The organism is Ruminococcus flavefaciens ATCC 19208 (assembly GCF_000518765.1).
Lineage (GTDB): Bacteria > Bacillota > Clostridia > Oscillospirales > Ruminococcaceae > Ruminococcus > Ruminococcus flavefaciens.
Map to the genome: position 1 here is coordinate 411,475 of NZ_KI912490.1, position 26,247 is coordinate 437,721.

Genomic DNA, 26,247 nt, shown 5'->3' on the forward strand with positions numbered 1-26,247 from the left:
GAAATGCAATAAGCTCCCCGTTTTCAGGGGAGCTTATTTTAGTATATAATGAAGGAAGAATATTATGAAAGAATCTTAATCAAAGTTTTCTGCGTCAGCAGAGCCCTTCTGTGTCTTGTTTGACTTTTTGCTCTTAGTTGTGGTCTCTTCTTCGTTCTCTTCGTCCTCGTCCTCATCTTCATCCTCTTCTTCTACCTCGGCATTCTTCTTGGACTTATTCTCTTCCTTTTCCTCGTTCTTTTCGTTCTTTTCGCTGTTCTTCTCTTCATTTTCGGTTTCCTGTACCTGCTCGTCAAGAGTTACAACAATGGTCTTTTCTACGCCGTTTCTCATGATAGTGAGCTCGAACTCTTCGCCTGCGGAGTGCTTGTTCTTCTTTGCAACAAGCTCTGCTGTTGTAGTTACCTTCTCGCCGTCAGCCTCAACGATGATGTCGCCTTCCTCAAGACCTGCCTTGTCAGCGGCACTGTCCTCGTTGATCTGCTTGATCATTACGCCAACAGGGAGATTGTACATCTCAGCAGCAGCCTCGGATATAGCCTGACAGCTGATGCCCAGCTGGGGCTTGCCTGTAACGTGACCGTACTTCATTATATCGTCAATGATAGATGCTGTTGCATTTGAAGGGATAGCAAAGCCGAGACCCTCGATAGAAGCCTCCGATGAACCGTAGGATGAGGACATCTTTGAAGAGTTGATACCGATGACCTGACCGTACTTATTGATAAGCGGTCCGCCTGAGTTGCCTGAGTTTATAGCGGCATCAGTCTGGATAAGGTTCATAGCCTTGTCGTTGATAGTGATGTCACGGTCAAGACCCGAGATCATACCGCCTGTAACAGTATTTTTAAGTTCAAATCCCAAAGGATTGCCGATAGCAATTACAGATTCGCCAAGCTGGAGCTCGTCGCTGTTGCCGAATTCAGCAGCTGTAAGACCTGTTTCGTCTATTTTGAGAACTGCAAGGTCGCAGTCTACATCGTAACCGATGATATCTGCATCGTATGTATCGTCACCAAGCAGGACTTTTACAGATTTTGCTTTGCATGCGCCGTATTCGCTGTCATAGATAACATGAGCGTTTGTAACGATGTATCCGTTTTCTGATACAACTACGCCTGTGCCTGTACCCTTGTATTCCTTTGTCTGGGGCTGAGACTCGCCGTAATCGTAGTCACCGCCAAAGCCGTCGAAGCCGCCGAAGCCGCCAAAGCCTCCGAAATCAAAGAAGTCATTGGGGATAGACATCTGAGACTGCATTTCCATTTCAAATGTAGACTCAACACCGACTACTGAAGGAAGGACTTTCTTTACGATCTCTTCGTTTGAAAGTGCTTTGCCGTCTGACTCTACAGGCTCGATAATGCTTATGTTCTGAGCTGCAAGAGCAGTCTTTGTGGAAGTCTTTTCTTCATTATCGTTATCTGCTTTTGCTTCATCGACTACAGCAGTCTGGGGCATATCGTCATCTGAAAAATAACGGTAAGCCTGAATAGAACCGCCTGATACGATAGCCATAGCCATGATAAAGGCTGCTGTTTTCAGACCTGTATGCTTTTTCGGAGGCTTGTTGTTATTATTGCCGCCGTCTGTACTGAAGCCGTTGTAATTGCTTCCGTTCTCCTCTGTGTTATTATTGTAATTGTAATTATACTCACTCATATTATTCACTTTCCTTTTCATTTATTCTTCTGAGGTTTCCCTCAAGCTTTAATTATATTATATTTAGCCTATGTGAAATAAAAATGCGATTAATGTATTGTTTTTGAGAATTTTATGTGTAAATTCTATCACAATTCATAACCTAATGTGTAAGCAGCGTGAGCACAGAGCCTGTGCACCCTTGCTCCGCGTGAAAGTTTCGTTGGGACTTTAGCTTTTAGCCGCGAGAGATAACAGACGAAAGGGAAATATCATCGCGTGAGTGCAGAGCCTGCGCACCCTTACTCCGCGTGATAACTTTTGCGTAAGGTGAAAAAAACGCCGCGAGTTATAGTAAACGAATGTGCAGTATCATCGCGTGAGCACAGAGCCTGTGCCCCCTTACTCCACGTGATGATTTTGTTGGTGGTTAGATTTTAGCCGCGAGATATTATAAACAAAAGGCATATCTCATCGCGTGAGCACAGAGCCTGTGCACCCTTGCTCCGCGTGATAACTTTTGCGTAAGGTGAAAAAAACGCCGCGAGTTATAGTAAACGAATGTGCAGTATCATCGCGTGAGCGCAGAGCCTGCGCACCCTTTTCGCGCTTAGAATAATTGATCGGATAATTTTATGCCGCGCTCTTGCATTATTCTTATATATATGATATAATAAAAACATTATATATAAGGAAAGGAAAATTATGGACAGTTCAGATATATGGAAGATAGTTCTTGTCATTGCCATGATGATATTTTCAGCCCTGTTTTCAGGCACTGAAACAGCATTTTCAAGTGTCAACAAGCTCAGACTGAAAAATTATGAGGCGCAGGGAAATAAAAAAGCTAAAAAAGCCCTGAAGCTGGCAAATCGCTTCGATGAAGTCCTTACGGCGGTGCTTATAGGCAATAATATCGTCAATATTGCTACTTCATCGGTCAGCACTATCGTATTTATAAAGCTTATGGGAAGCAAGGGCGCGGCAGTATCCACCATCGTTATTACTGTATTGGTACTGATATTCTGCGAAGTATTGCCAAAATCATATGCAAAGAAAAATGCGGAAAAGCTTGCACTTGCATTTGCTCCCGCACTTTCATTCCTTGTTATGGTGTTCAAGCCCTTCGTATGGCTGCTCAATAAGCTTTCTTCACTTGTCTCGAAAGAAGATAAAGCTCCCAGCGTTACCGAGGAAGAGCTTAAATACATGATCGACGAGATCGAAGAACAGGGCGTTATCGAGGAGCAGGAGAGCGAGCTTGTAAAGAGTGCCCTTGAATTCGATGAAATTAACGTGAATGAGATACTAATTCCCCGTGTCAAGGTCGTGGGAGTTGAACTTAATGCGACTATCGACGAGATAAAGGAGCTTTTCAGCAGGGAAATGTATTCAAGACTTCCTGTTTATGAAAAGAGTCTTGATAACGTAGTGGGCATCATCACAAATAAGGCTTTCTTCAAGATGCTTGTGGAGGGCGGAAACGATATCAAGTCAATAATACAGGAAGTCCCTCATATTGCGGATTCAAAGCTCATAAGCGAGGCAATGCGCGATATGCAGCGTTCAAAGGTGCATCTTGCGGTAGTTATCGACCAGTACGGCGGTACTAAGGGTATAGTTACCCTTGAGGATATCATCGAGGAGCTTGTAGGCGAGATATACGATGAGGACGACGAGATAGAGACAAATATCATGATGCTTGCTCCTGATAAGTACGAGGTCGCAGGAGATATGAGCATAAGCGATATGCTGGAAATGCTCGATCTTGACGAGGATATGATAACTACGGATTATACCTCTGTGGGCGGCTGGGTAACAGACGTTATGGAGCATATCCCCGAAGCAGGAGAGACTGCCGAAAGCGGTATTTTCCGCATCACAGCTGCAGAAGTGAATGAGCAGACCGTAGAAAAGGTAATTATCGAGGTTCTTCCCGTTGACGATGATGAAGATGACGAGGAAGAAGAATAGAACTAAGAATTAAGTACTAAGAACTTAGAGCTAAGAACTAAGATTGTAGGTGCTGTCTTGGCAGTCCGTAATTTCAGATGATACACGGACGCGTAAGGGGCGCAGGTTCTGCACTGTAGGGGCGCATTCCGTGCGCCCTCTAAATACATACAAATTTCAAATGACACACTGTAGGGACGACCATTTAAGCAGTGCCCCAAATCTGTGATTTGGTTGGCAATGCTATATGCAGAGCTGGTCGTCCGTGCATTTTTCAGAGAATTGAGGCGGTCAGAGCCATGAAATCGAAAAAAGAAAAAGCTTTTATATTAACAGGCATTATCTTCCTTGCAGTGGGGCTGCTCGTTAATATACGTGTGATACTTGGGATAATAAGGACGCTCACTTCTGATGAGCCCGAAAGTATAGGCATTATCGGCGGCGCAGACAGTCCAACGGCTATATTCATTTCTGAAAGTATCTTCAAGAATATGAGTATCCTTGAAAAAGCTGGACTTTTGCTAATAATAGCAGCTCCTATATTGATTATCACAGGAATAGTGAAATGCCTCAGAACAAAGCAGCATCATGCAGGGGGCAGATAGGAGTTGGATTTGACACATAAAATTCCCCCTTCCTTCCTTCCACTCTTGAACGATTTAAAGCATAAAAGTGCATTGCATATCTAAATAAAAAGCAAGGAAGGAAGGAAGGAAGAGGGATATTGTTTAACAACTCTCAACTTGCGGACGACTCATGGCTCGGGCTGTCGAGGACGCCAGCCCCTACACAATAAAATGAAAGCTCCCGAAACAATTACAGCTTCGGGAGCTTTTCTTATTCTACTGTACCCTCGCTTCTGCCGATAGTAAGGACGAAGCCTTTATTTATGGGCATGATGCCGTTAGGGTCGACAGTTTTTACTGTATTGTCGGGAAGCTTTACGCTCCATGTCTCCTGAGTGAGATTGCGCAGAGCGTGCTTGCTGGGGTCCTTCTTGTTGCGGACTACCTCGCCGATGATCTTGTGGAAATCACCGTCAGTTTCGCCTGTCATACCCTCATAGAGCTTAGCACCGCCGAATGCAGGAAGCTCAAAGCGTTTAAACTTGATGCTTTCGGTGCAGGTGAGCTGACCGCCGCAGTACATACAGCTTACGGAGTATTTTGGTGTAATGAACGTCTCTTTACCGCAGTGAGGGCAGGGAACAGTCTCGCTTCTCAGCTTTACGAAAGCGTCCAGCCATGTCATTTCGATAACACGGTCATAAGGCGGCTTTACTGAGCTCTTGCCAAAGGACTGTATGAACAGGTCGCGGATATATTCGGGGTATATCTTCCAGAAACGGAGAGTATTCGTGTTGAGCTGATTATTTGCAGCATTGCGGTCGTCCTCGGGGTCAAGTACGAAAACAGGGTCGCTGCCGTAGAACTTCTTTTCAAGCTCGGGAGTCATACACGGGGGAGTCGAGTACTTGCCCTCAAGTGGGTGCTCAATGAAGAGCATACGGAAGAGTATTACAGCAAGTGAGAAGCGGTCGGAACGCTTGTCGGGAGCACCGCCGAGGACTACCTCAGGTGCCATATAGCGCTGTTTGCCTGCGATACCGAAGTTTACTCCGCGTTCGGAAACGTTGTCGTTGTCACATATGAGCACGTCGCCGTTCTGCGGATCAATAAAGAAGTTGCCGTTATTTAAGTCCTGATAGCTGTAGCCATCGTTATGGAGGGCACGGAAGCCTTCGATGATATTTATAGCTGCATTGCAGCGAGCAGTTATATTTGCGAAGCTTGCCTTCATACGGCGGGTTTTCGGATCCCAGAGCAGAAAGCGTGTAAGCTCCTCATATCCCTTTGGACGAAGGGGCATTATGTAGCCGAAGCTGCCGTCTATCCAGTTGGAAAGCTCCTCAGGCCAGAGAAAATTCTTTGTGGGAGCGCCTTTTTTTATGTTTGCCTTGAGGTTTTCGTAGAATTCCTCAGGGTTTTTCATTTTATCAACGGTGGATTTATGGTACCATTTAAGCGCCATTTCCTTGCCGCCGCACTCTACTCTGTAGACATTTCCCTGACCGCCGCCGCCGAGAAATTCCAGTATGGTAAATGTAGAATTATAAATAGTTCTGCCTTTATAGCCTGTTTTGAGTTCTGCCATGATTTAGCTCCTTTCATATCCCTTATATTTCTGCGGAATTTACCGCTGTTTGTTACATATTTGAGAATTCCTCGTTCTGAGGAAGTTTTGTAGTTGTCGGTTCAGCAGCTGAGGTCTGTTCCTCTGTCTTGTTTTCAGATGTTTCGGCAGATGGCTGTGCGGCTGTAGTTGCAGGAGCGGAGTTTCCGCCCTTTTGTACAGTATTCTGGCAAAGCCAGTCGCACCAGTTTGAATAATACTTTGCTAAGAAGTGGATTCCGTCGCTTGTACAGTCGTCGGGAAGTGCGCCGTACTCATTATCGAAGATGCCGTTTGCATTGAGGAAGAATACTTTGTTGTTGTCTGCAAGCTCCGACAGCTTGCTGTTGAGAGCGTTGATGCGCTCATTGTTGATAATGTCTGTTTCTGCAAAGGAAGCAACGTGGAGATTTGCCTGAATGTAAATGATAGCATCAGGCTGCACCTCTTTGATACCATCAACGAGCTTTCTGAAAGCGGAAGCAGTATATTCGATATCGTTGCCGACTTCATTTATACCGAGCATTACGTATATTTTGCCGAACTTTTTGCCGTTGAGAAACTCCCATATAGTTTTGCCGTTAACAGGTGAGTTATCTATCTGATAAGATGAAAGACCGCGGTGACAGAAATACTGTGCATTTTTCAGAGTTCCGTAATCGCGTATGCCCTCTGTACGGGAATCGCCTATAAAGAGCGCGTCATCGAAATATTCACGGCCGCTCTCCACGAACTGTACTCCTGTCTGTGCAGGAGCAGGCTCGGTTGCCTTTTCTGCGTCCGCAGGAGTTGTTTCACCTTCAGATGCGGGCTGAGTAGCTGTATTTGCGTCATCTGCTGACGATGCAGGCTGTGCTGCGGCAACAGGTGGTTTGACTGCCGGCTTTGGGGATTTAGTTTTACTGTTGTTCCATATCTGCTTATATATGAACGGTGATGCGAACAAGCAGGTAAGAAGCAGTATTATCGCATATATGCCTTGTCTGAATCTGCTCAAGATAGTCTCTCCTTAAAATCTGAAATACATGAACGGGTCATCGAGTCCCTTATACATACAGTAGACAGATGCCCAGAATACTGCAAGAAGGACGATGGCTGTGAAGGGGGAATTCTTCATCTTTCTGTATACCTTCTGAGGAAGAGTTGTTGAGAAGATAAAGCCTGCAAGGAAGTATTTCCAGTACATTCCCCAGTATTTAGCGTAGTCCTTGTCCAGTATGGCATAGGTTTTCTGAGGCAGGAACGGAAGAAGTCTCCTGAAGTAAATGCCCAGCTCATGGAAGTCTGTAATAGCGAAGATAAGCCATGTCAGCGGTATCACTAAGAACATATAGGCATGTCCGAGAGGCTTTATCTTATTCAGCACCTTGCCTGTCCAGTTCTTTTCGGTCATGATTATTGCAAAGAGAACGAGTCCCCATAAAATGAAGTTCCAGCTTGCACCGTGCCACAGACCCGTAAACAGCCATACTATAAAGGTATTTCTTATGGTAGCGGCTGCGCCCTTACGGTTTCCTCCGAGAGGGATATATATATATTCCTTGAACCATGTACCGAGGGTCATGTGCCATCTTCTCCAGAACTCTGTCATAGTGAGGGAGAGATAGGGGTGGTCGAAGTTTCGGGGCAGATTAAAGCCCATTATCTTGCCGAGACCTATTGCCATGAGGGAATATCCGCAGAAATCGAAATAGAGCTGGAATGAGTAGGCGAATATGCCAAGCCATGCAAGGCGTGAGGATATGCTCTCGTAGCCAATGGTTGATATATCGCTCCAGAGACCGCCTATCTGGTTGGCGATGAGGACTTTATAGCCAAGACCTATGGTAAAGGTCTTGAGACCGTCCTCCACCTTGCGGAACGAGTGCTTTCGCTTCTGAAGCTCCTTTGCAACATGGTCGTATGTAACGATAGGACCTGCGATGAGCTGCGGGAACATGGTGATGTATGCACCGTAGTTTACAAGCTTCTTCTCAGCCTTTGCCTTTCCGCGGTAAACATCGGCTATATATGATACATTCTGGAAAGTATAGAAGCTTATGCCGATAGGGAGGATAATATCCTTTACGGTAAGGCTCTGGTGGAAAATGGCGTTGATATTCTCAGTGCCGAAGGTCCAGTATTTGAAGAATATGAGCCACCAGAAGTTGAAGAGGACACCGAATAAAAGCCACAGTTTTTTAGTATGCTTGCTGTGCTCGATGAACTGTCCGACGATGAAGTTGAGAAGTACGGTAAGCAGGAAAAGCAGTATATAAACAGGCTTTTTTACGCCGAAGCTGTAGAATACCACGCTTCCTGTAAATATAACAAGATTCTGATACTCTATCCGTGAGGATATCAGGACTTGCCTGAACAGTATAGCTACTGCCAGCAGATAGAGTATTATATGCAGCGGTTTAGTATAGCCGAGAGTGTGGAACAGGAAAAAGGCTGCCGCCGCACTGCCGAAGATAAGCACAACACATCGGAAGCGTTTTTCCGAAGCGGTTTTCGATTCATACAGTATCCAGACCACAGATGCAAGATAAATAAGAATTGGAAGAGGCTTGAACAGCCTCATTATATAAAACATGACTATTCCGACAATAACAGCGGATATCAATAAAACAGGATTTCTGTATTTTTTTTCAGATGCCGAGTAGGCTATCATAAAAACAGGAAGGAATATGAAAATAAATTCCAAGCTGCTGAATACCAAATGTACCACCCTTTAGTTAATTCATTTGTTAGAGCTGCTGCTGTTTGTCGCGGCTGTATAATCTACGAAAAATAGCAATATTTAAACTCATACATTACTATTTTACACGTTTGACGATTAATTGTCAATAGCTTTGGAATAATGTAGCAATTTGCAGTAAACTGCCTCTTTTTAGTGATTAGTTATTAGTGATTAATGTAGGGAACGCCGCCCAACAGGCGCCGCGACCCTCTGTCCTACGGACATCTCCCTGTACTACAGGGAGTCACCCTCGGCGTTCCGAGCCGTTAGCCGTTAGCTTGTAGGGGAGCCTGCCCTCGGGCTCCCGTTAATTCGTAATGCGTAATTCGTAATGCGTAATTATGGTGTCCGCTTACGCGGACAAATTAAGAATGATAATTTGTAGGGGCTGCCTTTGGCAGTCCGTGAAATAACGATATCATAGTGATCGGGAGCCCGAGGGCGGGCTCCCATACAAATTGGATCATTTTTATGTGTTGCGTAGGTCAAAGGCTCTGTGCCGCAATATTTGCCATACAGCAACATACGGTGAGCGTTATAACTAATATATTGCTGTTGATATTTCTGAAATTTAATCAAACGCACGATTTTTATGATTAATTTTTTTTGTTTGTTGACGGCTTCTGCGGTCGGTGCTATAATTGACAACGAATAAAGCCTGATAACAGGTGAAAAAGGAGAAATTTACATGAAAAAACAGTTTATCGCAGCAGCGCTCATTGCAGCACTGGGACTTACAGCCTGCGGCGAAAGCGAAAAGAGCGACAATAAAACAGAAAAGACTACAGGTGCAGCTACAACAGCCGAGATAACAACAGAAGCGGCAACAGAAGCTGCAACAACAGCTGAAATAACCACAGAAGCAGCAACAGAGGCGGCTGTTCCAACAGAGCTCAGCGACAAATACGTTGACTTTAATAACATGAGTTTTAAGTATAACGGTCATTTGATGACGCTTGGCGTATCTACATTACAGGATTTCCTTGATGCAGGCTTAGAGCCAAAGGACAATTACGATAAGGTGTGGAAAGAAAGCTTTTACGGTGATCCGCACGTGGCTGGTTGTGCAATTGAATATTCCGTACCTTTAGGAAATTCTGAAGCATATTGCGATTTATATTTCTGCAATCTTAAAGAGGAAGGAACACCGATGAAAGACTGTGTTCTCTGTTATATATGCTATGATGGCAGCAAACTTGATAAGAAAAACGGGGAATACTGCAATGGTTTTGAATTTGCTTTCCCTTATAATCTTACAGCAGATGAACTTACCGCAAACAGCGGCGAACCGACTTACAAAGAAGGTGAAAATGGATTCTTTTATACAGAAACATCAACTGTTTTCACCGACGAGGAAAGAAGCATCGTTTTTAGCTTTGATAACAAAAATGATTGGACAATTACTTGTGTGAATATGACATGGACTCCATGACATAATAAAAACACAGCGCAGCAAGGATAATACCTGCTGCGCTTTTTCTGTCTGTGGGGGCTCACACTGTGCGCCCGTTAGTTTTTGCGGCTATTTCGGGCGAACGATGTTCGCCCCTACAAATGGTCATTTGAGGTCTTTTTGAGACTTGCGGACTGCCAAAGGCAGCTCCTACAAGCTAACGGCTAATGGCTAACGGCTCATTCAATTCCTGCCTGCTGTTTAGCAGCTGTGAGGGTATTTTTCATGAGCATTGCGATAGTCATAGGACCTACGCCGCCGGGTACGGGAGTGATGAAGGAAGCCTTCTTTTCTGCTGACTCGAACTCAACGTCGCCGCAGAGCTTGCCGTTGTCGAGGCGGTTCATGCCTACGTCGATAACGACTGCGCCTTCCTTAATCATATCGCCTGTAACGAAGTTAGCGCGTCCGATAGCTACTACGAGGATATCAGCACCGAGGCATATCTCCTTGAGGTTCTTTGTCTTTGAGTGGCAGATAGTAACTGTGCCGTTTTTCTGGAGAAGAAGCATTGCCTGCGGCTTGCCTACGATGTTGCTTCTGCCGATAACTACGCACTGCTTGCCTGTGATGTCAGTGCCTGTGCTCTCGATAAGGCGCATAACGCCTGCGGGAGTACATGGCAGGAATGAGTATTCGCCTATCATTATCTTGCCTACGTTGATAGGGTGGAAAGCGTCAACGTCCTTATCGGGTGAGATAGCGTTGATAACTGCCTTTTCGTCGATATGCTTTGGCAGAGGGAGCTGTACAAGTATGCCGTTAACTCTGTCATCGCGGTTAAGTACATTTACAAGGTCGAGGAGCTGCTCCTGAGTGGTGTTCTCGTCGAGTGCATACTCGTATGACTGGAAGCCTACAGCTTCACAAGCCTTTTTCTTGTTGTTTACATAGACTCTCGATGCAGGATCGTTTCCAACGATAACTACTGCAAGACCTACCTTGAGTCCTTTTTCTTCTCTGAGCTTTGCTGTTTCGTCAGCAACCTCCTGCTTTACTGCTGCGGAAACTGCCTTTCCGTCAATTAACTGTGCCATTTATTTGTCCTCCTTATGGCTGTCGGACTTTTCGTCCTCATTGTTATCTTTTATTTCCACGATGTCGTCATCGTCATTGTCGTCTGTGCCGTCATCGGGTTCATCGTCGTCGTCATCGTCCTCGTCATCATCATCGAGTTCGCTTTCATCGAAATCATCATCATCGTCGTTGAAGATATCGAGATCATCGTCATCGTCAACGCCTATTTTAGCGTCATCACCCTTTATGTTCATTTTCTTTCTGCGTGATTCCTCGATAAGGCGGTGTGATTCCTCTGTATTTGCGTAAAGCACCATGCTATCGGGATCGCGCTTTCTCTTTGCAAAGAATACTATCTGAAGTATTAACGATACAACGAATATTACTGCTGAAAGTGCCTGTGATACGCGGATATTTCCGAGCATAAGGCTGTCGGTGCGGAGTCCCTCAACTATGAAGCGTTCAGCGCCGTACCATGTAAGGTACATGAGGAAAAGCTGTCCGTCGTACTTTCTGCGCTTTGACCAGAATGCGAAGATAACAAAGCCAAGCAGACACCATAATGATTCGTACAGGAAACAAGGGTGTACAGGCTTTTCCCAGAGCATATCCAGACCGTTGTTGTACATATCTCCGCCCATCTGCATACCGTCGCTGATAGTGCGCTGGATAGTACCGCCTGTCATGCCGAGAAATGAGCTTGTATTTGTTCCGAAAGCCTCCTGATTTACGAAGTTGCCCCAGCGTCCGACACCCTGTCCGATAAGGAAGCCGATAACTGTTATATCAAGCATCGGGAGCATCTTGATCTTTCGTATCTTACATATTATAAGTCCTACAAGAAGTGCACCTATGATACCGCCGTATATGGCAAGTCCGCCGTTTCGGGTATTGACTATGTCTCCCCATTTGCCCTTGTATTCGTCCCAGCGCATGAGCACATAGTACACACGTGCGCCTATGATACCGCCGATAACGCCGCCGATTACAGCGTCGATAGCTCTGTCGGCATCGAGTCCGAAACGTTTCATTCTCGGAAGAGCATATACAAGTGCAAGGATAAGCCCCAATGTGATAAGGATACCGTACCATTGTATCTGTATTCCGCGGATACTGAAGGCTGTGGGATCAATGTGGAATTTCCAGCCCAGCTCGGGGAATTGTATTTCGTTTGGTTCTAAGAGTGTTTCTGTTGACATTAAAATTATGCCTCCTTTTCTATTATAGACAGTACACACCTGTCACGGCGCAGTTCTCTGCGCATATAATCAATAACGTCATCGCTGGTCAGCGCTGACAGCACCTCGATAGCGTCATATGGACCTACATCGTCTATATGAGCATTCAGCATCATGTTTGCGACCGATTCAACGTTGTTGAGCTCTAAGATCATCATGCCGTATGAGGATTTCTTTATTCTCTGGAAGTCCTTTTCTCTGATGCCTTCGCTTACAAGGCGGTCTATTTCTTCAAAGAGGGCTTCTCTTATTATTTCGGGCTTGTCGGACTCGCCCGAGAATATAACTGTAAAATAATTGTCGCCGTAGAATACTTCACCGCCGAATGTGGAATTGATTATCTCTTCCTTGAGAAGCCTTTCGCACATAGGCAGTGCAGGGTCTGAGAGCAGAGCAGATGCGGTAGATGCAGCGGCAATATCCTTAAGGCGTTCAAGACCGTTTTTGGCGGTACATTTATAGCCTAAATGGAAGATGGAAGCGCCTACAGGCTGTTTTTCGCGTATCTCTGGCTTAACTATATCATCGGGCTCATCAGGGAATACCGTTTCGAGTCCCTTGTCGGCACAGGGAGAGAGACAGCTGTCACATATCTCAAGTACCTTGTCCGCACTGATGTTTCCTGCAATGGAAAGTACCATATTATTCAAGTCATAGAAGGTATTATAGCATCTGTACAGCAGATCGGCGTCTATGTGGGATATGCTTTCCACAGTACCTGCAATGTCGATCTTTACAGGGTGTGAGTGGTACATACCGCTGAGCATATTGAAGAATACCAGCCATTCCGGATTGTCATTGGTCATCTTTATTTCCTGCTCTATGATTCCCATTTCCTTGTCAACGTTTTCGTCGGTGAAATAGGGCTTTCTGACAAAATCCAGCAGGATTTTCAGGTTTTCTTCATAGTTCTTTGAACAGCTGAATGTATAGCAGGTCTTGTCAAAGGTCGTAAAGGCATTGCAGGAAGCACCTGTTTTGGCGTAAAGCTCAAATACTCCGCAGTCCTCGTTCTCGAAGAGCTTATGCTCAAGGAAGTGAGCGATTCCCTCGGGAACAGTCGTATAATCCTTATCTGCGGCAGTCTTGAACATTGTATTCACAGAACCGTATTTTGTGCCGAACAGGGCTTCTATACTGTTGAATCCCTGCATCTCGCATATATATATATCAAGTCCGCTCTTATGCTTTACGTGTATACAGCTGTCGCCTGTGCGCGGGCTTGTAATTATTTCCTTGTTCATTGCTCCTGTACCTCCTTGTCAAGCATAAGATATACGGTATCAAGCTTCAGGGAGTTTGCAGCCTCTATGATCTTTTCTTTTGTGACTGCCTTGAATTTTTCAAAATGTTCTTCGGGAGTTATATACTGCCCGTCGCTGAAACAGTCGAAAAACCAGCTTATATAAGAGGAAGGAGTATCGCCTATCTGTAATATTGCGTTATCCAGCGCCATAAGAGAGCTTTCGATCTCCTCGTCGGTGATATTGCCCTTTTTTATCTCTTCGAGCTGAGCGAGTATCTCATCGCGGGCTTTGTCGATATTACAGCGTTCAATTCCACTGTCCACAAAGAAGGTTCCCTTTGCCGAGATAGAAGTGCTCGTGCAGTAGTAGCAAAGGCTCAGCTTTTCCCTGACACTGAGGAAAAGCTTTGAAAACGGCATTTCACCGTATATGATGCTGAGCATTTTCAGTGCATATTTATCATCGGAGTCTGTCTTGAATGCCAGTACCATTTTGCACTGATTTACGTCAAACTCCTCGGAAACAGTCACAGATTCGGGTTTCAGGGGACTGTGGTTGCGTACACTGGCTTTTCGGGGAGCTCTTTCTATGTCCTTGAAGCCCTCGGCAAACATTTCTGCGAAGGAGCTGTCCTCATTTGGAGAGACGTAATATACCTCTATCCGTGCAGTTTTCATAAGCTCATGATAGGCACTGAGGGCGTCCCCGGAAGTCGCCTCTGCGGCAGCTTCGCGGCTTCCGTAGCCTGTACACTCGGCAGGCTCACCTTTGAAGGCGGTTTTTGCAGCCTGAGATATGGCGTAGCTGCGCTTCTGGTTGAGCTCTCCGTCTATTCTGTCGATAAGGTCCTTTTTTACTATATTGAAGGAATCGGGATCAAATTCCTTTCCGCTGATATTCGGCTCAAAAATACAGCTTTGCAGCAGCCGGCGCATTTCACCGTTTATATCCTCTCCGTTAAGAGCGTACTTGTTATCGAGCCATGAAGCTCTCAGCCCAAGTATCTGTGCATCGCCCTTTTTTCTTGCTAAAGAACCAAGTCCTGCGCCGTAAAGCTCCGAAAGCTTTTCACACAGCGAGGCGTATGTCCTGTATTGGCTGCTGGAAACGGTAAGAATGCTTATTCCGAGGTTATTTACGGCTGCCGTCTTTTCATTAAGCTCTGTAATGAAATAGACCGCGAGGGAACTGGACTTGAATTTATTGTCAATAATAGCAGTAAATTCGATCTCATTGCCCAACTCGAACCGTTTATATATCATCAAGCTTACACTCCAATCCTAAAAAGCTATACACTATATTATAACACACTTAAAAATAAAATACCATAGTATTTTTCATTTTTTTCAAATTTTGTTATAACGAACATTATATTGTGGTAAAATACTTGATTTTTGCGTATGATAAGTGGTATAATATAAAAGAGTTAATATATGTATTTATAAAAAGGAGGCAGAGTATGGATTATAAAGGTGAAAAATGTCCTGTCTGCGGAGAGATCTTCACGGCAGATGACGATATAGTAGTTTGCCCTGAATGCGGTACGCCTCATCACAGAGAATGTTATGCTGCTGAAAATAAATGTGCCAATGAAGAATATCATTCTACAGGCAGAAAATGGGAGAGAAGCGTACAAAACAAGCCTCTTTACAGGATATGTCCCGTATGCAATTATCCTAACAGGGCGGCCGACAGCAATTGTCAGAGATGCGGTAAAGAACTGAGCGATGATGCAAATGTTTCGCAGAATGAGAATATTTACGAAAATACAGACGATAATTTGCATGAGTCGTTTTCTGCCGAGATGGAGGGCATGATAGATCCCATAAAATATCTCGGATTTGATCCGAATGAGGATATGGGCGGCGCGTCGATGCAGGAGGTCAACGATTTTGTAGGACCAAGCACTATATACTATCTTCCGAAATTCAAACGCATGAAGGACGACGGTACTAAGCCTTCATTCAATTTTTTCAGTCTTGTTTTTCCCACACTGTATTTTGCCAACAGAAAAATGTGGGGCTGGGCTATATTAGCGGCAATTCTCGGAGTTTTGCTGAATCTTCCCGCCGATCTTCTGCTCTATATCGAGGAGTTCCCTGATGAGCTTTCAAGCTTTGTATCAAGCAACAAGCATATGATACAGGCTGTGAGCGATATCTGTCTTGTGGCTGATATCGGAGTGAGAGCGTTATTCTGTATATTTGCAAACTGGCTGTACTTCCGTTTTGCGGTAAATTCGGTGAAAAAGCATAAGACCAGCGGCAGGCCTGCTTCTATGATAAAGACGGCAGGCGGTATCAGACCTGTCAATATGTTAATAATAACAGCTATAAAGTATGGTATAGGACTTGCTGTGCTTGCCGCACTTTATTACGGATTTGAAATGGCAGGTACTATCAAGGATTTCAGTACTCTGTGTCTTATGTAAGAGGTAATTACAGGGCTTAAAAGAAAAAGCTTATGCATATCCTTTCAGGATATGCATAATATATTGGGGTGATATGATTTGAGGCTAAAAAAAGCATATCTGTTGCTTCTGCCTTTTTTGTGTATCTTTTTATTTGGCTGTGCGGTTCAGGACTATCCCACATATACATATCAGATAGTTAACGGTCTTGGTGAGGATTATCTTGTAAATTACTGCGAGCAGACCAATTATCCGGAAAACAATACAAGAGTAAAGGTTTTCAGGGGAAAGAAAAAGGTTATCGACTATAACGGAGGCAGTTATTCAGGCTGTAATTCGTATACACCGTCACAGATTGTTTTTATCTGTAAAAGCGGAGATGTGGATTACTATTACATGAAGTCACAGCTTGCGGAATATCTTGTCGCGGACGGAATGGTGGATCTAAAGACGAATTATAATATGCTGCTCCTTAATAAAAACAAAGGTGAAATGACAGATGATGAAAGAAAGGTCTATTCAAGAACCTCAGCCGCTGTCAGAAGTGCGATATCCGCAGAAAATGTGGAAAAACGCTTTGCAGACTGCGGATACAGTTCAGCATCATTCATGTTGTTTTATAATTATACATGATAAAAAATACCCTGTGTACTTTAAAAGTACACAGGGTTTTCATCATTATAATGCTTATTTGTTATTGATAGTCTGCATCTGTATTAGGCCAAAGCCTATACATTGGTGTATTTGAACTTCCGTCACCGACCCATATCTCAGCGTCGAGACCGTTACCCTGACGATAACAGATGAACCAGCGGTTGAGTGGCTTTCCTGTAGCAGATACTGTATATTTTATAGGAGATTTGCCTTCGCCGCTCATCTGATTCAGAGCATCCTGAAAGAGCTTTGCTTCATTACTTCCGCCGCTCCAGACTGAACGATTTCCGCCCACATTTGCAGCACCGTCCTTGGTGCATACTGTGACGAGTGTGTATGTTTGAGTTGTTCCGTTGCTTTTTACTGTTACATTATGAGTAGATGGATTATTTTCTGTAAATGATATCATAGCGTCTTCATCATCAGCGATTACAGACAGAACCGTGTCGTATATTGTTTTGGCACCTGCAATATCGGCTGAACGCTTAGACTTCTTTACGTACCCCATAATAGAAGGTATAAGTATTGCAGCCAATACACCGATTATCGCAATTACAACGATAAGTTCGATAAGTGTAAAACCATGTCTTTTAAATTTTGCCATATAAATTCCCCCTAACTTATAACGCAAAATAATGATGATTTTTTCTTATTATACGATGTTTTTTTGAACTTGTCAATAGTTCGTTCAAGAAAATTTTCTGACGGTGTATAGCCGATTTTGTTTATTACAGCCAGTAATTGTTTACTGTGCTTTTTGAGTAATTATTTTACTATGACCTTCTTGAAAGCCTTCTTGCCCTTGCGGACGATCACTTCGCCTTCAAGCTTTATCATTTCCTTAGGATCGGATTTCTTTTCGTCATTGACTGTGATACCGCCCTGCTGTACAAGACGTCTTGCCTCAGATACAGAAGGAGCAAGCTCAGCCTTTACAAGGAGATTGAGAAGTCCGATAGCGCCGTCTGTAAGGTCAGCGGAGTCTATCTCTGCTACAGGCATATTCTCGTTTGAACCGCTTCCGCCGAAGAGTGCCTTTGCAGCAGCCTTTGCCTTTTCAGCTTCCTCTTCGCCGTGAACCAGCTTTGTGAGCTCGTAAGCAAGAAGTTCCTTAGCAGCGTTGAACTGTGCGCCTTCCATAGTCTTTTCCATTTCCTCGATCTGCTCTACAGGGACGAATGTGAGCATTTTAAGGCACTTGATAACGTCAGCATCGTCAACATTTCTCCAGTACTGGAAGAAGTCGTAAGGAGAAGTCTTTTCGGGATCGAGCCATACTGCGCCCTTTTCTGTCTTGCCCATCTTCTTGCCCTCTGAGTTGAGGAGAAGGGTTATAGTCATAGCGTAAGCGTCCTTGCCGAGCTTTCTTCTGATAAGCTCTGTGCCGCCGAGCATATTGCTCCACTGGTCATCGCCGCCGAACTGCATATTACAGCCGTATTTCTGGAAGAGCTGGTAGAAGTCGTAGCTCTGCATTATCATGTAGTTGAATTCAAGGAATGAGAGTCCGCGCTCAAGTCTCTGCTTGTAGCACTCGGCTGTGAGCATACGGTTTACGCTGAAATGTGCGCCTACCTCGCGGAGAACTTCGATGTAGTTGAGGTTCATGAGCCAGTCAGCGTTGTTGACAACGATAGCCTTATCCTCTGAGAAGTCGATAAAGCGGCTCATCTGCTTCTTGAAGCAGTCAACGTTGTGCTGGATAGTCTCGGGAGTCATCATCTTACGCATATCGGTCTTGCCTGAGGGATCGCCGATCATAGCAGTACCGCCGCCGATGAGCACGATAGGCTTATTGCCAGCCATCTGGAGACGCTTCATAAGGCAGAGTGCCATGAAGTGACCAACGTGGAGTGAATCGGCTGTTGGATCGAAGCCGATGTAAAAGGTAGCCTTGCCTGCGTTGACAAGCTCCTCTATTTCCTTTTCGTCTGTGAGCTGCGCGAGGAGTCCTCTGCGCTTGAGTTCTTCAAAAGTAGTCATTATTTATTTCTCCTTTATATTATTATTCATTATCAATGAGTATGGTTTTCAGCTTTAAGAGCCATTCAGGCGGCTCATTGCCATATATTACGAGATTACCGTTTTTGTATTCACCCACATTGACGAATCCGTTTTCGTTATCCCAGAATTCAGCTTCACTGCAATATGGCAGCACAGCAGCAAGGTCGTTGAAACGCTTTTCGTATCTGCGGTGTACGTCCTCAGCAGGGATATCGTGACCGCCCTTGCGTACTCGGTTTGCTATTCTCAGCAGGCTTTCTTCGCAGCTGTTTACGTCTATATAATACAGTTTTATGTGATAATCAAGTTCTATAGCGCGGCGAATAGTTTTCAGTGTCCTGACTCCCGAAAGAGTAGTTTCCTGCGTGAAGCTTAGTCCCTTTTCAAGACATTCTTCCATAAGTTTTATTGCTTTTTTGCCGCCTTCGATTCGGTCTCCGTCAAATTCAGCATTTAGCTTGTCGGTGTCGATTATTAAGCCGAGATCATCGGTCTTACGGACGAGAACTCCTGTAAAGCTGCTCTTGCCAACACAGTCGAGCCCACCTATAATAGTAAATCTTTTCATATTTTACCTGTTAAATATTACACAGATAAGCAATGAAAACGTCGGGCGTTTTCATGTATATCACGACCTTTCGCGTACAATGCTCAGTCTGCGTGTTTCATTATGGCTTTGAGCAGACCGAGGAAAGCGGAGTGTATGAAGGTACGGACTGCCACAAGGAGCTGACCGCCCATAAATATATATTTAATGTATCCGTAGAAGTTTTCGCCGAAGCTGCCCGTGTTTTTCTGCACAAGGGTGTCCATGTAGGGCTCAACGGTAGTATTTCCAAATGTGACGAATTCCACGAATACTGCAAGGAGTATGGCTATGGTAAATCCGAGATTGAGGTTTGCACTGTCAAGACCTGCAAGTCCCGAAAACGGGTGTATATACCTTGTGAACAGCGATGTGAAGCAAAAACACAGCACAGTGCACACAGTCATGCGTATAAAAGGGGAGTCAGCGCCGTTTTTTGCTGGGCTTGTGAAACCAATGTACATAAACAAAATCGAAACGAGGAATACTGCCAGCGAAAGGCTGAGATATCCTATTGCTTTTTTCATGGCGTTTACTCCTCTCCGAAAAATAAAAGCCCCCGAACAGCATAAACTGTCCGGGGGCGAAGTTACTCGCGGTACCACCCCGATTTTTCCGCATATACGGAACTCGAGAAGCTGTAACGGGCTGCCCGTCCGCACCTACTGAAAAGCTTCAATGCGGCAACTCCCGAATGTAAGTCTCTGTACGCCGTCATTCCCTTGCACCGAACGGGAACTCTCTGTATCGGGCACTGTACAGGTTTTATTCGTTCACAGTATTTACTTGAATATCATACCACATCTTTTTTAGCTTGTCAAGAGCTGAAAGCAAGATTTTCAGGCAGTAGAGCGGCAGTGCTTTTTCCTTTTCTCCAGATACATATTATCGTCCATCTCGCTCAGGAACTTGTCGATAGTGTCTTTGCCGTTGAATAGGCTTATGCCGATAGAGAAGGAAAGCTGATAATCAGCTCTGTCCTCAAGATTGAATTTGTTCAGGTGATTTCTGATGCTCTTTTCGATATTGAGCAGTTCAAATTCGCTTTCGGCATCGGTTATTATAATGAATTCATCGCCTGCAAATCTGACGGCTACGCTTTTTGAAGGCTTAGCGTTCCTGATTATCTCTGCGGCATTGATAAGGGCTTTATCACCTGTTGAGTGACCGTACATATCGTTGATGCTCTTGAAGAAATCAATGTCTATCATTATTCCGCCTACATGAGCGCATCTGCTTGATATATCTGCAAGGATATGGTCAAGATAATTGCGGTTGTAAAGCTGCGTGAGCGGGTCAATGTAGGAAAGCTCGTTCTGGAGGCTCATATATGTTCCTGCCAGTGCTATCGCTATTGAGCACCACACAAGGGATATACCGTAGAACAGGAGCTGTATGGTCGAACCCACGATTATAGGTGCAATAAACATCCATATCGGGAAAAACTTTGCTTTCTGCGAACCCTTGTAGTATCTGTATCTCACAGCTACGCTGAGACCAAGATATATGAAAACACTGAAAAAATAGATATATCCGAGCGACTGGCGGTGGTAGACATTGTTTTCGTCGATCCTGAAAAGGTACCCCCATTTCAGGTTTGGGATAAGCGCAATGATAAGTGCTGCGGAAGGTACTGCAAGACGTGAGTAATACTTCTTCAGGCGGCTTTTCTGTTTATATAGCCTGAGATCAACGTAAACGCACCACATGAACGAAAGAGATACATTCATGGCATATAAGACTGTATTCAGGACGGCAGACAAGGTGCTTGCACCTGTAAAAGATTTGCCGTCTATCCAGAAAGCAACAGTCTCGCTGAGACAGGCTGCTATCGTAATGAAAATCATAGCAGAAAAGACTCTGTCGCTCAGCTGTTTGCGCTGACGCACAAGGTAACTGCTGATCATTAGTACAACAAGTATCGTTACGCCTATCAAGTTAGTTACTGTGATAGCTTGTAGATTCATAAAATCCTCCTTCCCCGTTAGAAGACCATATCTCATTATAACACATTATATATATTCGTTCAAGCGATTAACCGAAAATTTACAAAATATGCCTAAAATGTTTGGATTTGTAATGATTTTACCACGGAATATTGACAAATTAAGATTTTTTTTGAATGGTACTTGAAATTTGAAATGGTTTGATATATAATAAAATATGATATTTTAGCGGGAGGAATGATAATAAATGAGTTTTAAAATCGGATTTGACAACGAAAAATACCTCAAAATGCAGTCTGAACACATCAGGCAGCGTATTTCACAGTTTGGTGACAAGCTTTATCTTGAGTTCGGAGGAAAGCTTTTCGATGATTTCCATGCTTCGAGAGTGCTTCCCGGATTTAAGCCTGACAGTAAGCTTCAGATGCTTCTTCAGCTTAAAGAGGACGCAGAGATAGTTATCGTTATAAATTCTGATGATATCGAGAAAAATAAGGTAAGAGGCGACCTGGGTATAACATATGATGTAGATGTTATACGTCTTTTCAATGTTTTCACAAAGATCGGACTTTATGTAAGCAGTGTTGTTCTTACCCGTTATGAGGGTCAGCCTACAGCAGACGCTTTCCAGAAGAGGCTTGAAGCTCTTGGCGTAAAGGTATACCACCATTACAGCATCAAGGGATATCCTTCAAACCTTCAGTATATAATCAGTGATGAGGGCTACGGCAGAAACGATTATATCGAGACAAGCCGCAAACTCGTTGTTATCACAGCTCCCGGACCCGGAAGTGGTAAAATGGCTACCTGCCTTTCTCAGCTCTACCATGAGCACAAGAGAGGCGTAAACGCAGGATATGCAAAGTTCGAGACTTTCCCCATATGGAACCTTCCTCTCCGTCACCCTGTCAATATCGCTTATGAGGCAGCAACAGCAGACCTTAACGATGTTAATATGATAGATCCTTTCCACCTTGAGGCTTACGGCAAGACTACCGTTAACTACAACCGTGATGTGGAGATATTCCCTGTACTCAATGCAATGTTTGAGACTATCCTCGGCGAATCTCCATACAAGTCGCCTACGGATATGGGCGTTAATATGGCAGGAAACTGCATAGTTGACGATGAAGCTGTATGCGAAGCAGCAATGCAGGAAATAATCCGCCGTTATTATATAGGTATGTGCGACTACCGTAAGGGACTTATCTCAAATGACGAGGTAATGAAGCTTGAGCTTCTTATGAAGCAGGCAAGCGTAACTGTTGAGGACAGAAAAGTTGTTGCAGCTGCTCTTGAAAAGGAGAAGGAAACCGAAGGACCTGCTGCTGCTATGGAGCTTCCCGACGGTACTATACTTACAGGACGTACTTCAAATCTTCTCGGTGCAGTATCTGCACTTCTCATTAATGCGCTGAAGCATTTCGCAAAGATAGATGATGATATACTCCTTATGTCTCCTCACGTTATTGAGCCTATCATGGCTTTAAAGGTAAATCACCTCGGCAACAACAACCCGAGAATGCATACGGACGAGACTCTCATAGCACTTTCTATCTGTGCAAATACAGATGAAAATGCCAAGAAGGCTATGGAGCAGATATCAAAGCTCCGCAACTGCGAGGTACATTCAACTGTTATCCTTTCGGCTGTTGACGAGCGTATCTTCAAGAGACTTGGTATCAACCTCACCTGCGAACCTAAATACGAATCATAATTGAAAAAGAAGCGATCTTATGGCCGCTTCTTTTTAGAATGTAGGGAACGCCGATGACGGCGTTCCGAACTTGACATTGGTTTATAAGATAAAAGCTCCCGTATTTCGGGAGCTTATTTTTTATTGTTCAGAGAACATCTCTTTGCTTACTCCGCAGAGAGGACATTCAAAATCATCGGGAAGATCTTCAAACTTTGTGCCGGGAGCTATACCGTTTTCGGGAGAACCCTTCTCCTCATCGTATTCCCAGCCGCAAGCGTCACATACGTATACCACATCTACACCTCCTTTGTCAATGATATGCTCCGCATGGAGCTCTTTTAATATCCCTGTTTACTTTATTACTTCCCATTATATAGTAAAAATGTGAACAAATCAAGGTGAAAAGCAAAAAAATTATGTTAAAACAAGAAAATATGTTCGATATCTTTATTTTTGTAAATAGATGTGGTATAATACTATCTGTACGCATAATAAGAACATCTTTAGTAATAATGATTGGATCAGGGATTCAGTCTTTAGCTTTTAACCAATGTGTCGCCTTCGGCTAATGCCTAATGGATAACGGCTAAGGGCTGTATTATAAAGTTTCTTCCCTATTTCAACTTAAAGTATTTGAGGAGTAATATATGACCGATAAAATCATAATTAAGGGCGCAAGAGCCAATAACCTTAAAAATATAGACCTTGAGCTGCCCCGTGACCGTCTTATTGTTATGACGGGGCTTTCGGGCTCGGGAAAATCCTCCCTTGCCTTTGATACCATATATGCCGACGGTCAGCGCCGATACGTTGAGAGCCTTTCTTCATACGCAAGAATGTTTCTCGGACAAATGGAAAAGCCCGATGTTGACAGTATCGAGGGACTTTCTCCCGCTATATCCATAGACCAGAAAACAACATCGAAAAATCCCCGTTCAACTGTGGGAACTGTCACCGAGATATACGACTATCTCAGACTTCTGTATGCAAGGATAGGCGTTCCGCACTGTCCTGTCTGCGGCAGAGTCATAACACAGCAGACTGTAGACCAGATCGTGGATACGCTTATGGCACTTCCTGTGGGCACAAAATTACAGCTTCTTGCTCCTATTGTAAGGAACAGGAAGGGACAGTACGCGAAAGAACTGGAAAGTGCGAGAAAATCGGGGTACGTCCGTGTTCGTGTTGACGGTATAATGTACGAGCTTACGGAAGAGATAAAGCTGGACAAGAACAAGAAGCATAATATTGAAATAATCGTTGACCGTATCGTTATCAAAGAGGGGATAGAGTCCCGTATCGCCGACAGCCTTGAAACTATTTTCAGCCTCACAGGCGGACTTGCCATTGCAGATGTTATCGGCGGCGAGGAGATACTTTTCTCCCAGAATTACGCTTGCCCCGAGCATAATATAAGCATCGGCGAGCTTGAACCTGTTATGTTCTCGTTCAATAATCCTGTGGGCGCTTGTCCGAAATGTACAGGGCTGGGAGTTTTCAGACATATTGATCCCGATCTTGTAGTGCCAAACAAGGAGCTTACTATTGAGGACGGAGCTATAAATGCTTCGGGCTGGAACAGTCTTGACGAAACTTCTATCTCAATGATGTATTACCGCGCTATATCAAAGCAGTACGGTGTACCTCTCGATGTTCCCGTAAAGGAGCTTAAAAAGGAGCAGCTTGATCTTTTCCTGTACGGTACAGGTGACGAGACTCTTGAGCTGAAACGTCCTGCCTCACTTGGCGGCGGAAGCTACCGTTCACCATTCGAGGGCGTTATCAATAACCTTGAACGCCGATACAAGGAGACTTCCAGCGAGTGGTCAAAAAACGAGATAGAGGAATACATGAGCGAGGTCAGCTGTCCTGTCTGCAAGGGAAAAAGACTTCGTGACGAGTATCTTGCAGTTACGGTAGGAGATAGGAATATCAGTGAGCTTACCGATCTTTCGGTAAAGGACGGGCTTAAATTCTTCAATGAGCTGAAGCTTTCCGAGCATGACAGCTATGTAGGTGAGAGGATAATCAAGGAAATAAAGGAGCGACTCGGTTTTCTCGTGAGCGTAGGACTTGAATACCTTACACTTTCTCGTTCTTCGGGCACTCTTTCGGGCGGTGAGAGCCAGCGTATCCGTCTTGCAACGCAGATTGGCTCGTCACTTGTTGGAGTGCTCTATATCCTTGATGAGCCGAGCATAGGTCTGCATCAGCGTGATAACGATAAGCTCATCGCAACTTTGAAAAGGCTGCGTGACTTGGGCAATACTCTCATCGTAGTAGAGCACGATGACGATACCATGCTGTCTGCGGATTATATCGTGGATATCGGTCCCGGAGCAGGCATACACGGCGGAGAAGTGGTATTCGCAGGAACTGTGGACAAGCTGCTGAAATGCAAGAACTCCATTACAGGACAGTACCTCAGCGGCAAAAAGAAGATAGAAGTGCCGAAGAAGCGCAGGAGCGGAAACGGCAAATTCCTTACAGTAAAGGGAGCTTCCGAGCATAATCTGCATAATGTCGATGTGCAGATACCTCTCGGAGAGCTTGTCTGCGTTACGGGAGTGTCGGGCTCTGGAAAATCCTCTCTCGTCAATGAGATAATATACAAGCATCTTGCCGCAAAGCTGAACCGTGCAAAGACAAGATGCGGAGAATTCAAGGAGATGGACGGCATTGAGAACCTTGACAAGGTAATATGTATCGACCAGTCGCCTATAGGCAGGACTCCTCGTTCAAATCCTGCCACATATACGGGAGTATTCGGCGATATCCGTGATCTTTTTGCGAAAACTCCCGATGCCAAGGCTCATGGCTATACAAGCGGACGCTTCTCGTTCAATGTCAAGGGTGGACGCTGTGAAGCCTGCGAGGGTGACGGTATAATCAAGATAGAGATGCACTTCCTGCCCGATATTTACGTTCCCTGCGAGGTGTGTAAGGGTAAGCGCTACAACCGCGAGACCCTTGATGTACATTATAAGGGAAAATCAATTTACGATGTGCTGGAAATGACTGTTGACGAGGGCGTTGAGTTCTTCGAGCATATCCCGAAAATAGCCAAGAAGCTGAAAACCTTGCAGGAGGTGGGACTTGGCTATATAAAGATAGGTCAGCCTGCTACCACACTTTCGGGCGGTGAGGCTCAGCGTGTAAAGCTGTCAACTGAGCTTTCAAAGCGTTCCACGGGCAATACTATCTATATCCTTGACGAACCTACTACAGGACTTCATACAGCCGATGTCCACAAGCTCATAGATGTTCTGCAAAAGCTGACAGATCAGGGAAATACGGTACTTGTTATCGAGCATAATCTTAATGTTATAAAGGTGGCTGACCACATCATCGACTTAGGTCCTGAGGGCGGCGACGGCGGCGGAATGATCGTTGCGCAGGGAACTCCAGAGGAAGTCGCAAAGTGCGATAAGTCCTATACAGGACAGTACCTGAAAAGCTATCTTAAATAAAATAAGAGTATTCTCTCCGTTATGGAGGGAATACT

At 44.6% G+C, this 26,247-nt stretch carries 21 protein-coding genes and 1 other annotated feature; of the genes, 7 read left to right on the forward strand and 14 right to left on the reverse strand.

The window, feature by feature from the left end:
- Positions 1–75: 75 nt before the first annotated feature.
- Positions 76–1,662 carry a S1C family serine protease gene (locus tag L870_RS17540; RefSeq protein WP_080676442.1) on the reverse strand — a complete coding sequence of 529 codons (1,587 nt, stop codon included), beginning with the start codon at positions 1,660–1,662 and terminating at the stop codon, positions 76–78.
- Positions 1,663–2,346: 684 nt separating this feature from the next.
- Here L870_RS17540 and L870_RS0111905 point away from each other — a divergent pair.
- Together L870_RS0111905 and L870_RS0111910 are read left to right on the forward strand one after the other, a co-directional pair.
- Positions 2,347–3,615: a hemolysin family protein gene (locus tag L870_RS0111905; RefSeq protein ID WP_028518332.1), complete on the forward strand. Its 1,269-nt coding sequence runs from the start codon at positions 2,347–2,349 to the stop codon at positions 3,613–3,615.
- A 278-nt stretch (positions 3,616–3,893) separates the two neighbouring features.
- The gene (locus L870_RS0111910; RefSeq protein ID WP_028518333.1) at positions 3,894–4,199 is read left to right on the forward strand and encodes a hypothetical protein; all 306 of its coding nucleotides are present in this window, start codon (positions 3,894–3,896) and stop codon (positions 4,197–4,199) included.
- Between the two features lie 232 nt (positions 4,200–4,431).
- Here the strand turns inward: L870_RS0111910 and L870_RS0111915 are convergent, their stop codons facing one another.
- From L870_RS0111915 to L870_RS0111925, 3 genes are read right to left on the reverse strand one after another with little or no spacing between them, the layout of a single operon-like run.
- Positions 4,432–5,748 carry a protein kinase domain-containing protein gene (locus tag L870_RS0111915; RefSeq protein ID WP_028518334.1) on the reverse strand — a complete coding sequence of 439 codons (1,317 nt, stop codon included), beginning with the start codon at positions 5,746–5,748 and terminating at the stop codon, positions 4,432–4,434.
- A gap of 52 nt (positions 5,749–5,800) precedes the next feature.
- Positions 5,801–6,763, reverse strand: coding sequence for a GDSL-type esterase/lipase family protein (locus tag L870_RS18645; protein WP_051411541.1), 963 nt, complete (start codon positions 6,761–6,763; stop codon positions 5,801–5,803).
- 12 nt (positions 6,764–6,775) lie between these two features.
- Positions 6,776–8,467, reverse strand: a complete 1,692-nt coding sequence (locus L870_RS0111925) for an MBOAT family O-acyltransferase (RefSeq protein ID WP_242836507.1) — start codon at positions 8,465–8,467, stop codon at positions 6,776–6,778.
- Between the two features lie 709 nt (positions 8,468–9,176).
- Between L870_RS0111925 and L870_RS17550 the strand changes: the two genes are divergently transcribed.
- Positions 9,177–9,920 (forward strand): hypothetical protein, encoded by a 744-nt coding sequence (locus L870_RS17550; protein ID WP_037272070.1) that lies wholly within the window; start codon positions 9,177–9,179, stop codon positions 9,918–9,920.
- Positions 9,921–10,120: 200 nt separating this feature from the next.
- On the opposite strand, the gene folD is transcribed toward L870_RS17550, so the two are convergent.
- Genes folD through yfmF form a run of 4 tightly spaced genes read right to left on the reverse strand, consistent with a single transcriptional unit; the run spans position 10,121 to position 14,705 of the window.
- The gene (gene folD / locus L870_RS0111935) at positions 10,121–10,978 is read right to left on the reverse strand and encodes a bifunctional methylenetetrahydrofolate dehydrogenase/methenyltetrahydrofolate cyclohydrolase FolD (protein WP_028518336.1); all 858 of its coding nucleotides are present in this window, start codon (positions 10,976–10,978) and stop codon (positions 10,121–10,123) included.
- A complete protein-coding gene (lgt, locus tag L870_RS0111940) occupies positions 10,979–12,157 on the reverse strand; it encodes a prolipoprotein diacylglyceryl transferase (RefSeq protein ID WP_028518337.1) in 1,179 nt (392 codons plus the stop codon).
- Positions 12,158–12,162: 5 nt separating this feature from the next.
- Positions 12,163–13,440: an EF-P 5-aminopentanol modification-associated protein YfmH gene (yfmH, locus tag L870_RS0111945; protein WP_028518338.1), complete on the reverse strand. Its 1,278-nt coding sequence runs from the start codon at positions 13,438–13,440 to the stop codon at positions 12,163–12,165.
- Positions 13,437–14,705, reverse strand: a complete 1,269-nt coding sequence (gene yfmF / locus L870_RS0111950; RefSeq protein ID WP_028518339.1) for an EF-P 5-aminopentanol modification-associated protein YfmF — start codon at positions 14,703–14,705, stop codon at positions 13,437–13,439. Before yfmF ends, yfmH begins: the two co-directional genes overlap by 4 nt.
- A 197-nt stretch (positions 14,706–14,902) precedes the next feature.
- Between yfmF and L870_RS0111955 the strand changes: the two genes are divergently transcribed.
- Both L870_RS0111955 and L870_RS0111960 read left to right on the forward strand, forming a co-directional pair.
- Positions 14,903–15,874 (forward strand): RING finger protein, encoded by a 972-nt coding sequence (locus L870_RS0111955; RefSeq protein ID WP_028518340.1) that lies wholly within the window; start codon positions 14,903–14,905, stop codon positions 15,872–15,874.
- 78 nt (positions 15,875–15,952) lie between these two features.
- A complete protein-coding gene (locus tag L870_RS0111960; protein WP_155250197.1) occupies positions 15,953–16,486 on the forward strand; it encodes a hypothetical protein in 534 nt (177 codons plus the stop codon).
- A gap of 61 nt (positions 16,487–16,547) precedes the next feature.
- Here the strand turns inward: L870_RS0111960 and L870_RS20070 are convergent, their stop codons facing one another.
- The 5 genes from L870_RS20070 to L870_RS0111985 all read right to left on the reverse strand — a co-directional run bounded on the left by L870_RS20070 (position 16,548) and on the right by L870_RS0111985 (position 21,064).
- Positions 16,548–17,111 (reverse strand): type IV pilin protein, encoded by a 564-nt coding sequence (locus L870_RS20070; protein ID WP_051411542.1) that lies wholly within the window; start codon positions 17,109–17,111, stop codon positions 16,548–16,550.
- Positions 17,112–17,272: 161 nt separating this feature from the next.
- Positions 17,273–18,490, reverse strand: coding sequence for a tyrosine--tRNA ligase (tyrS, locus tag L870_RS0111970; protein WP_028518342.1), 1,218 nt, complete (start codon positions 18,488–18,490; stop codon positions 17,273–17,275).
- Positions 18,491–18,512: 22 nt separating this feature from the next.
- Entirely contained in the window at positions 18,513–19,079 is a 567-nt protein-coding gene (locus L870_RS0111975; protein ID WP_028518343.1) for an ATPase, read from the reverse strand.
- Positions 19,080–19,162: 83 nt separating this feature from the next.
- On the reverse strand, positions 19,163–19,624 hold the full coding sequence (locus L870_RS0111980) for a hypothetical protein (protein WP_028518344.1): 462 nt from the start codon (positions 19,622–19,624) through the stop codon (positions 19,163–19,165).
- Positions 19,625–19,673: 49 nt separating this feature from the next.
- Positions 19,674–19,883, reverse strand: a binding site (T-box leader).
- Between the two features lie 53 nt (positions 19,884–19,936).
- Complete coding sequence (locus L870_RS0111985) at positions 19,937–21,064, reverse strand: GGDEF domain-containing protein (RefSeq protein ID WP_028518345.1); 1,128 nt, start codon at positions 21,062–21,064, stop codon at positions 19,937–19,939.
- Positions 21,065–21,290: 226 nt separating this feature from the next.
- Between L870_RS0111985 and L870_RS0111990 the strand changes: the two genes are divergently transcribed.
- Positions 21,291–22,760, forward strand: coding sequence for a DUF1846 domain-containing protein (locus L870_RS0111990; RefSeq protein WP_028518346.1), 1,470 nt, complete (start codon positions 21,291–21,293; stop codon positions 22,758–22,760).
- Between the two features lie 120 nt (positions 22,761–22,880).
- On the opposite strand, the gene L870_RS0111995 is transcribed toward L870_RS0111990, so the two are convergent.
- Entirely contained in the window at positions 22,881–23,036 is a 156-nt protein-coding gene (locus L870_RS0111995) for a rubredoxin (RefSeq protein WP_028518347.1), read from the reverse strand.
- A 353-nt stretch (positions 23,037–23,389) separates the two neighbouring features.
- Here L870_RS0111995 and uvrA point away from each other — a divergent pair, with 353 nt between their 5' ends.
- The gene (gene uvrA / locus L870_RS0112000) at positions 23,390–26,212 is read left to right on the forward strand and encodes an excinuclease ABC subunit UvrA (RefSeq protein ID WP_028518348.1); all 2,823 of its coding nucleotides are present in this window, start codon (positions 23,390–23,392) and stop codon (positions 26,210–26,212) included.
- The last annotated feature ends 35 nt before the right edge of the window (positions 26,213–26,247 follow it).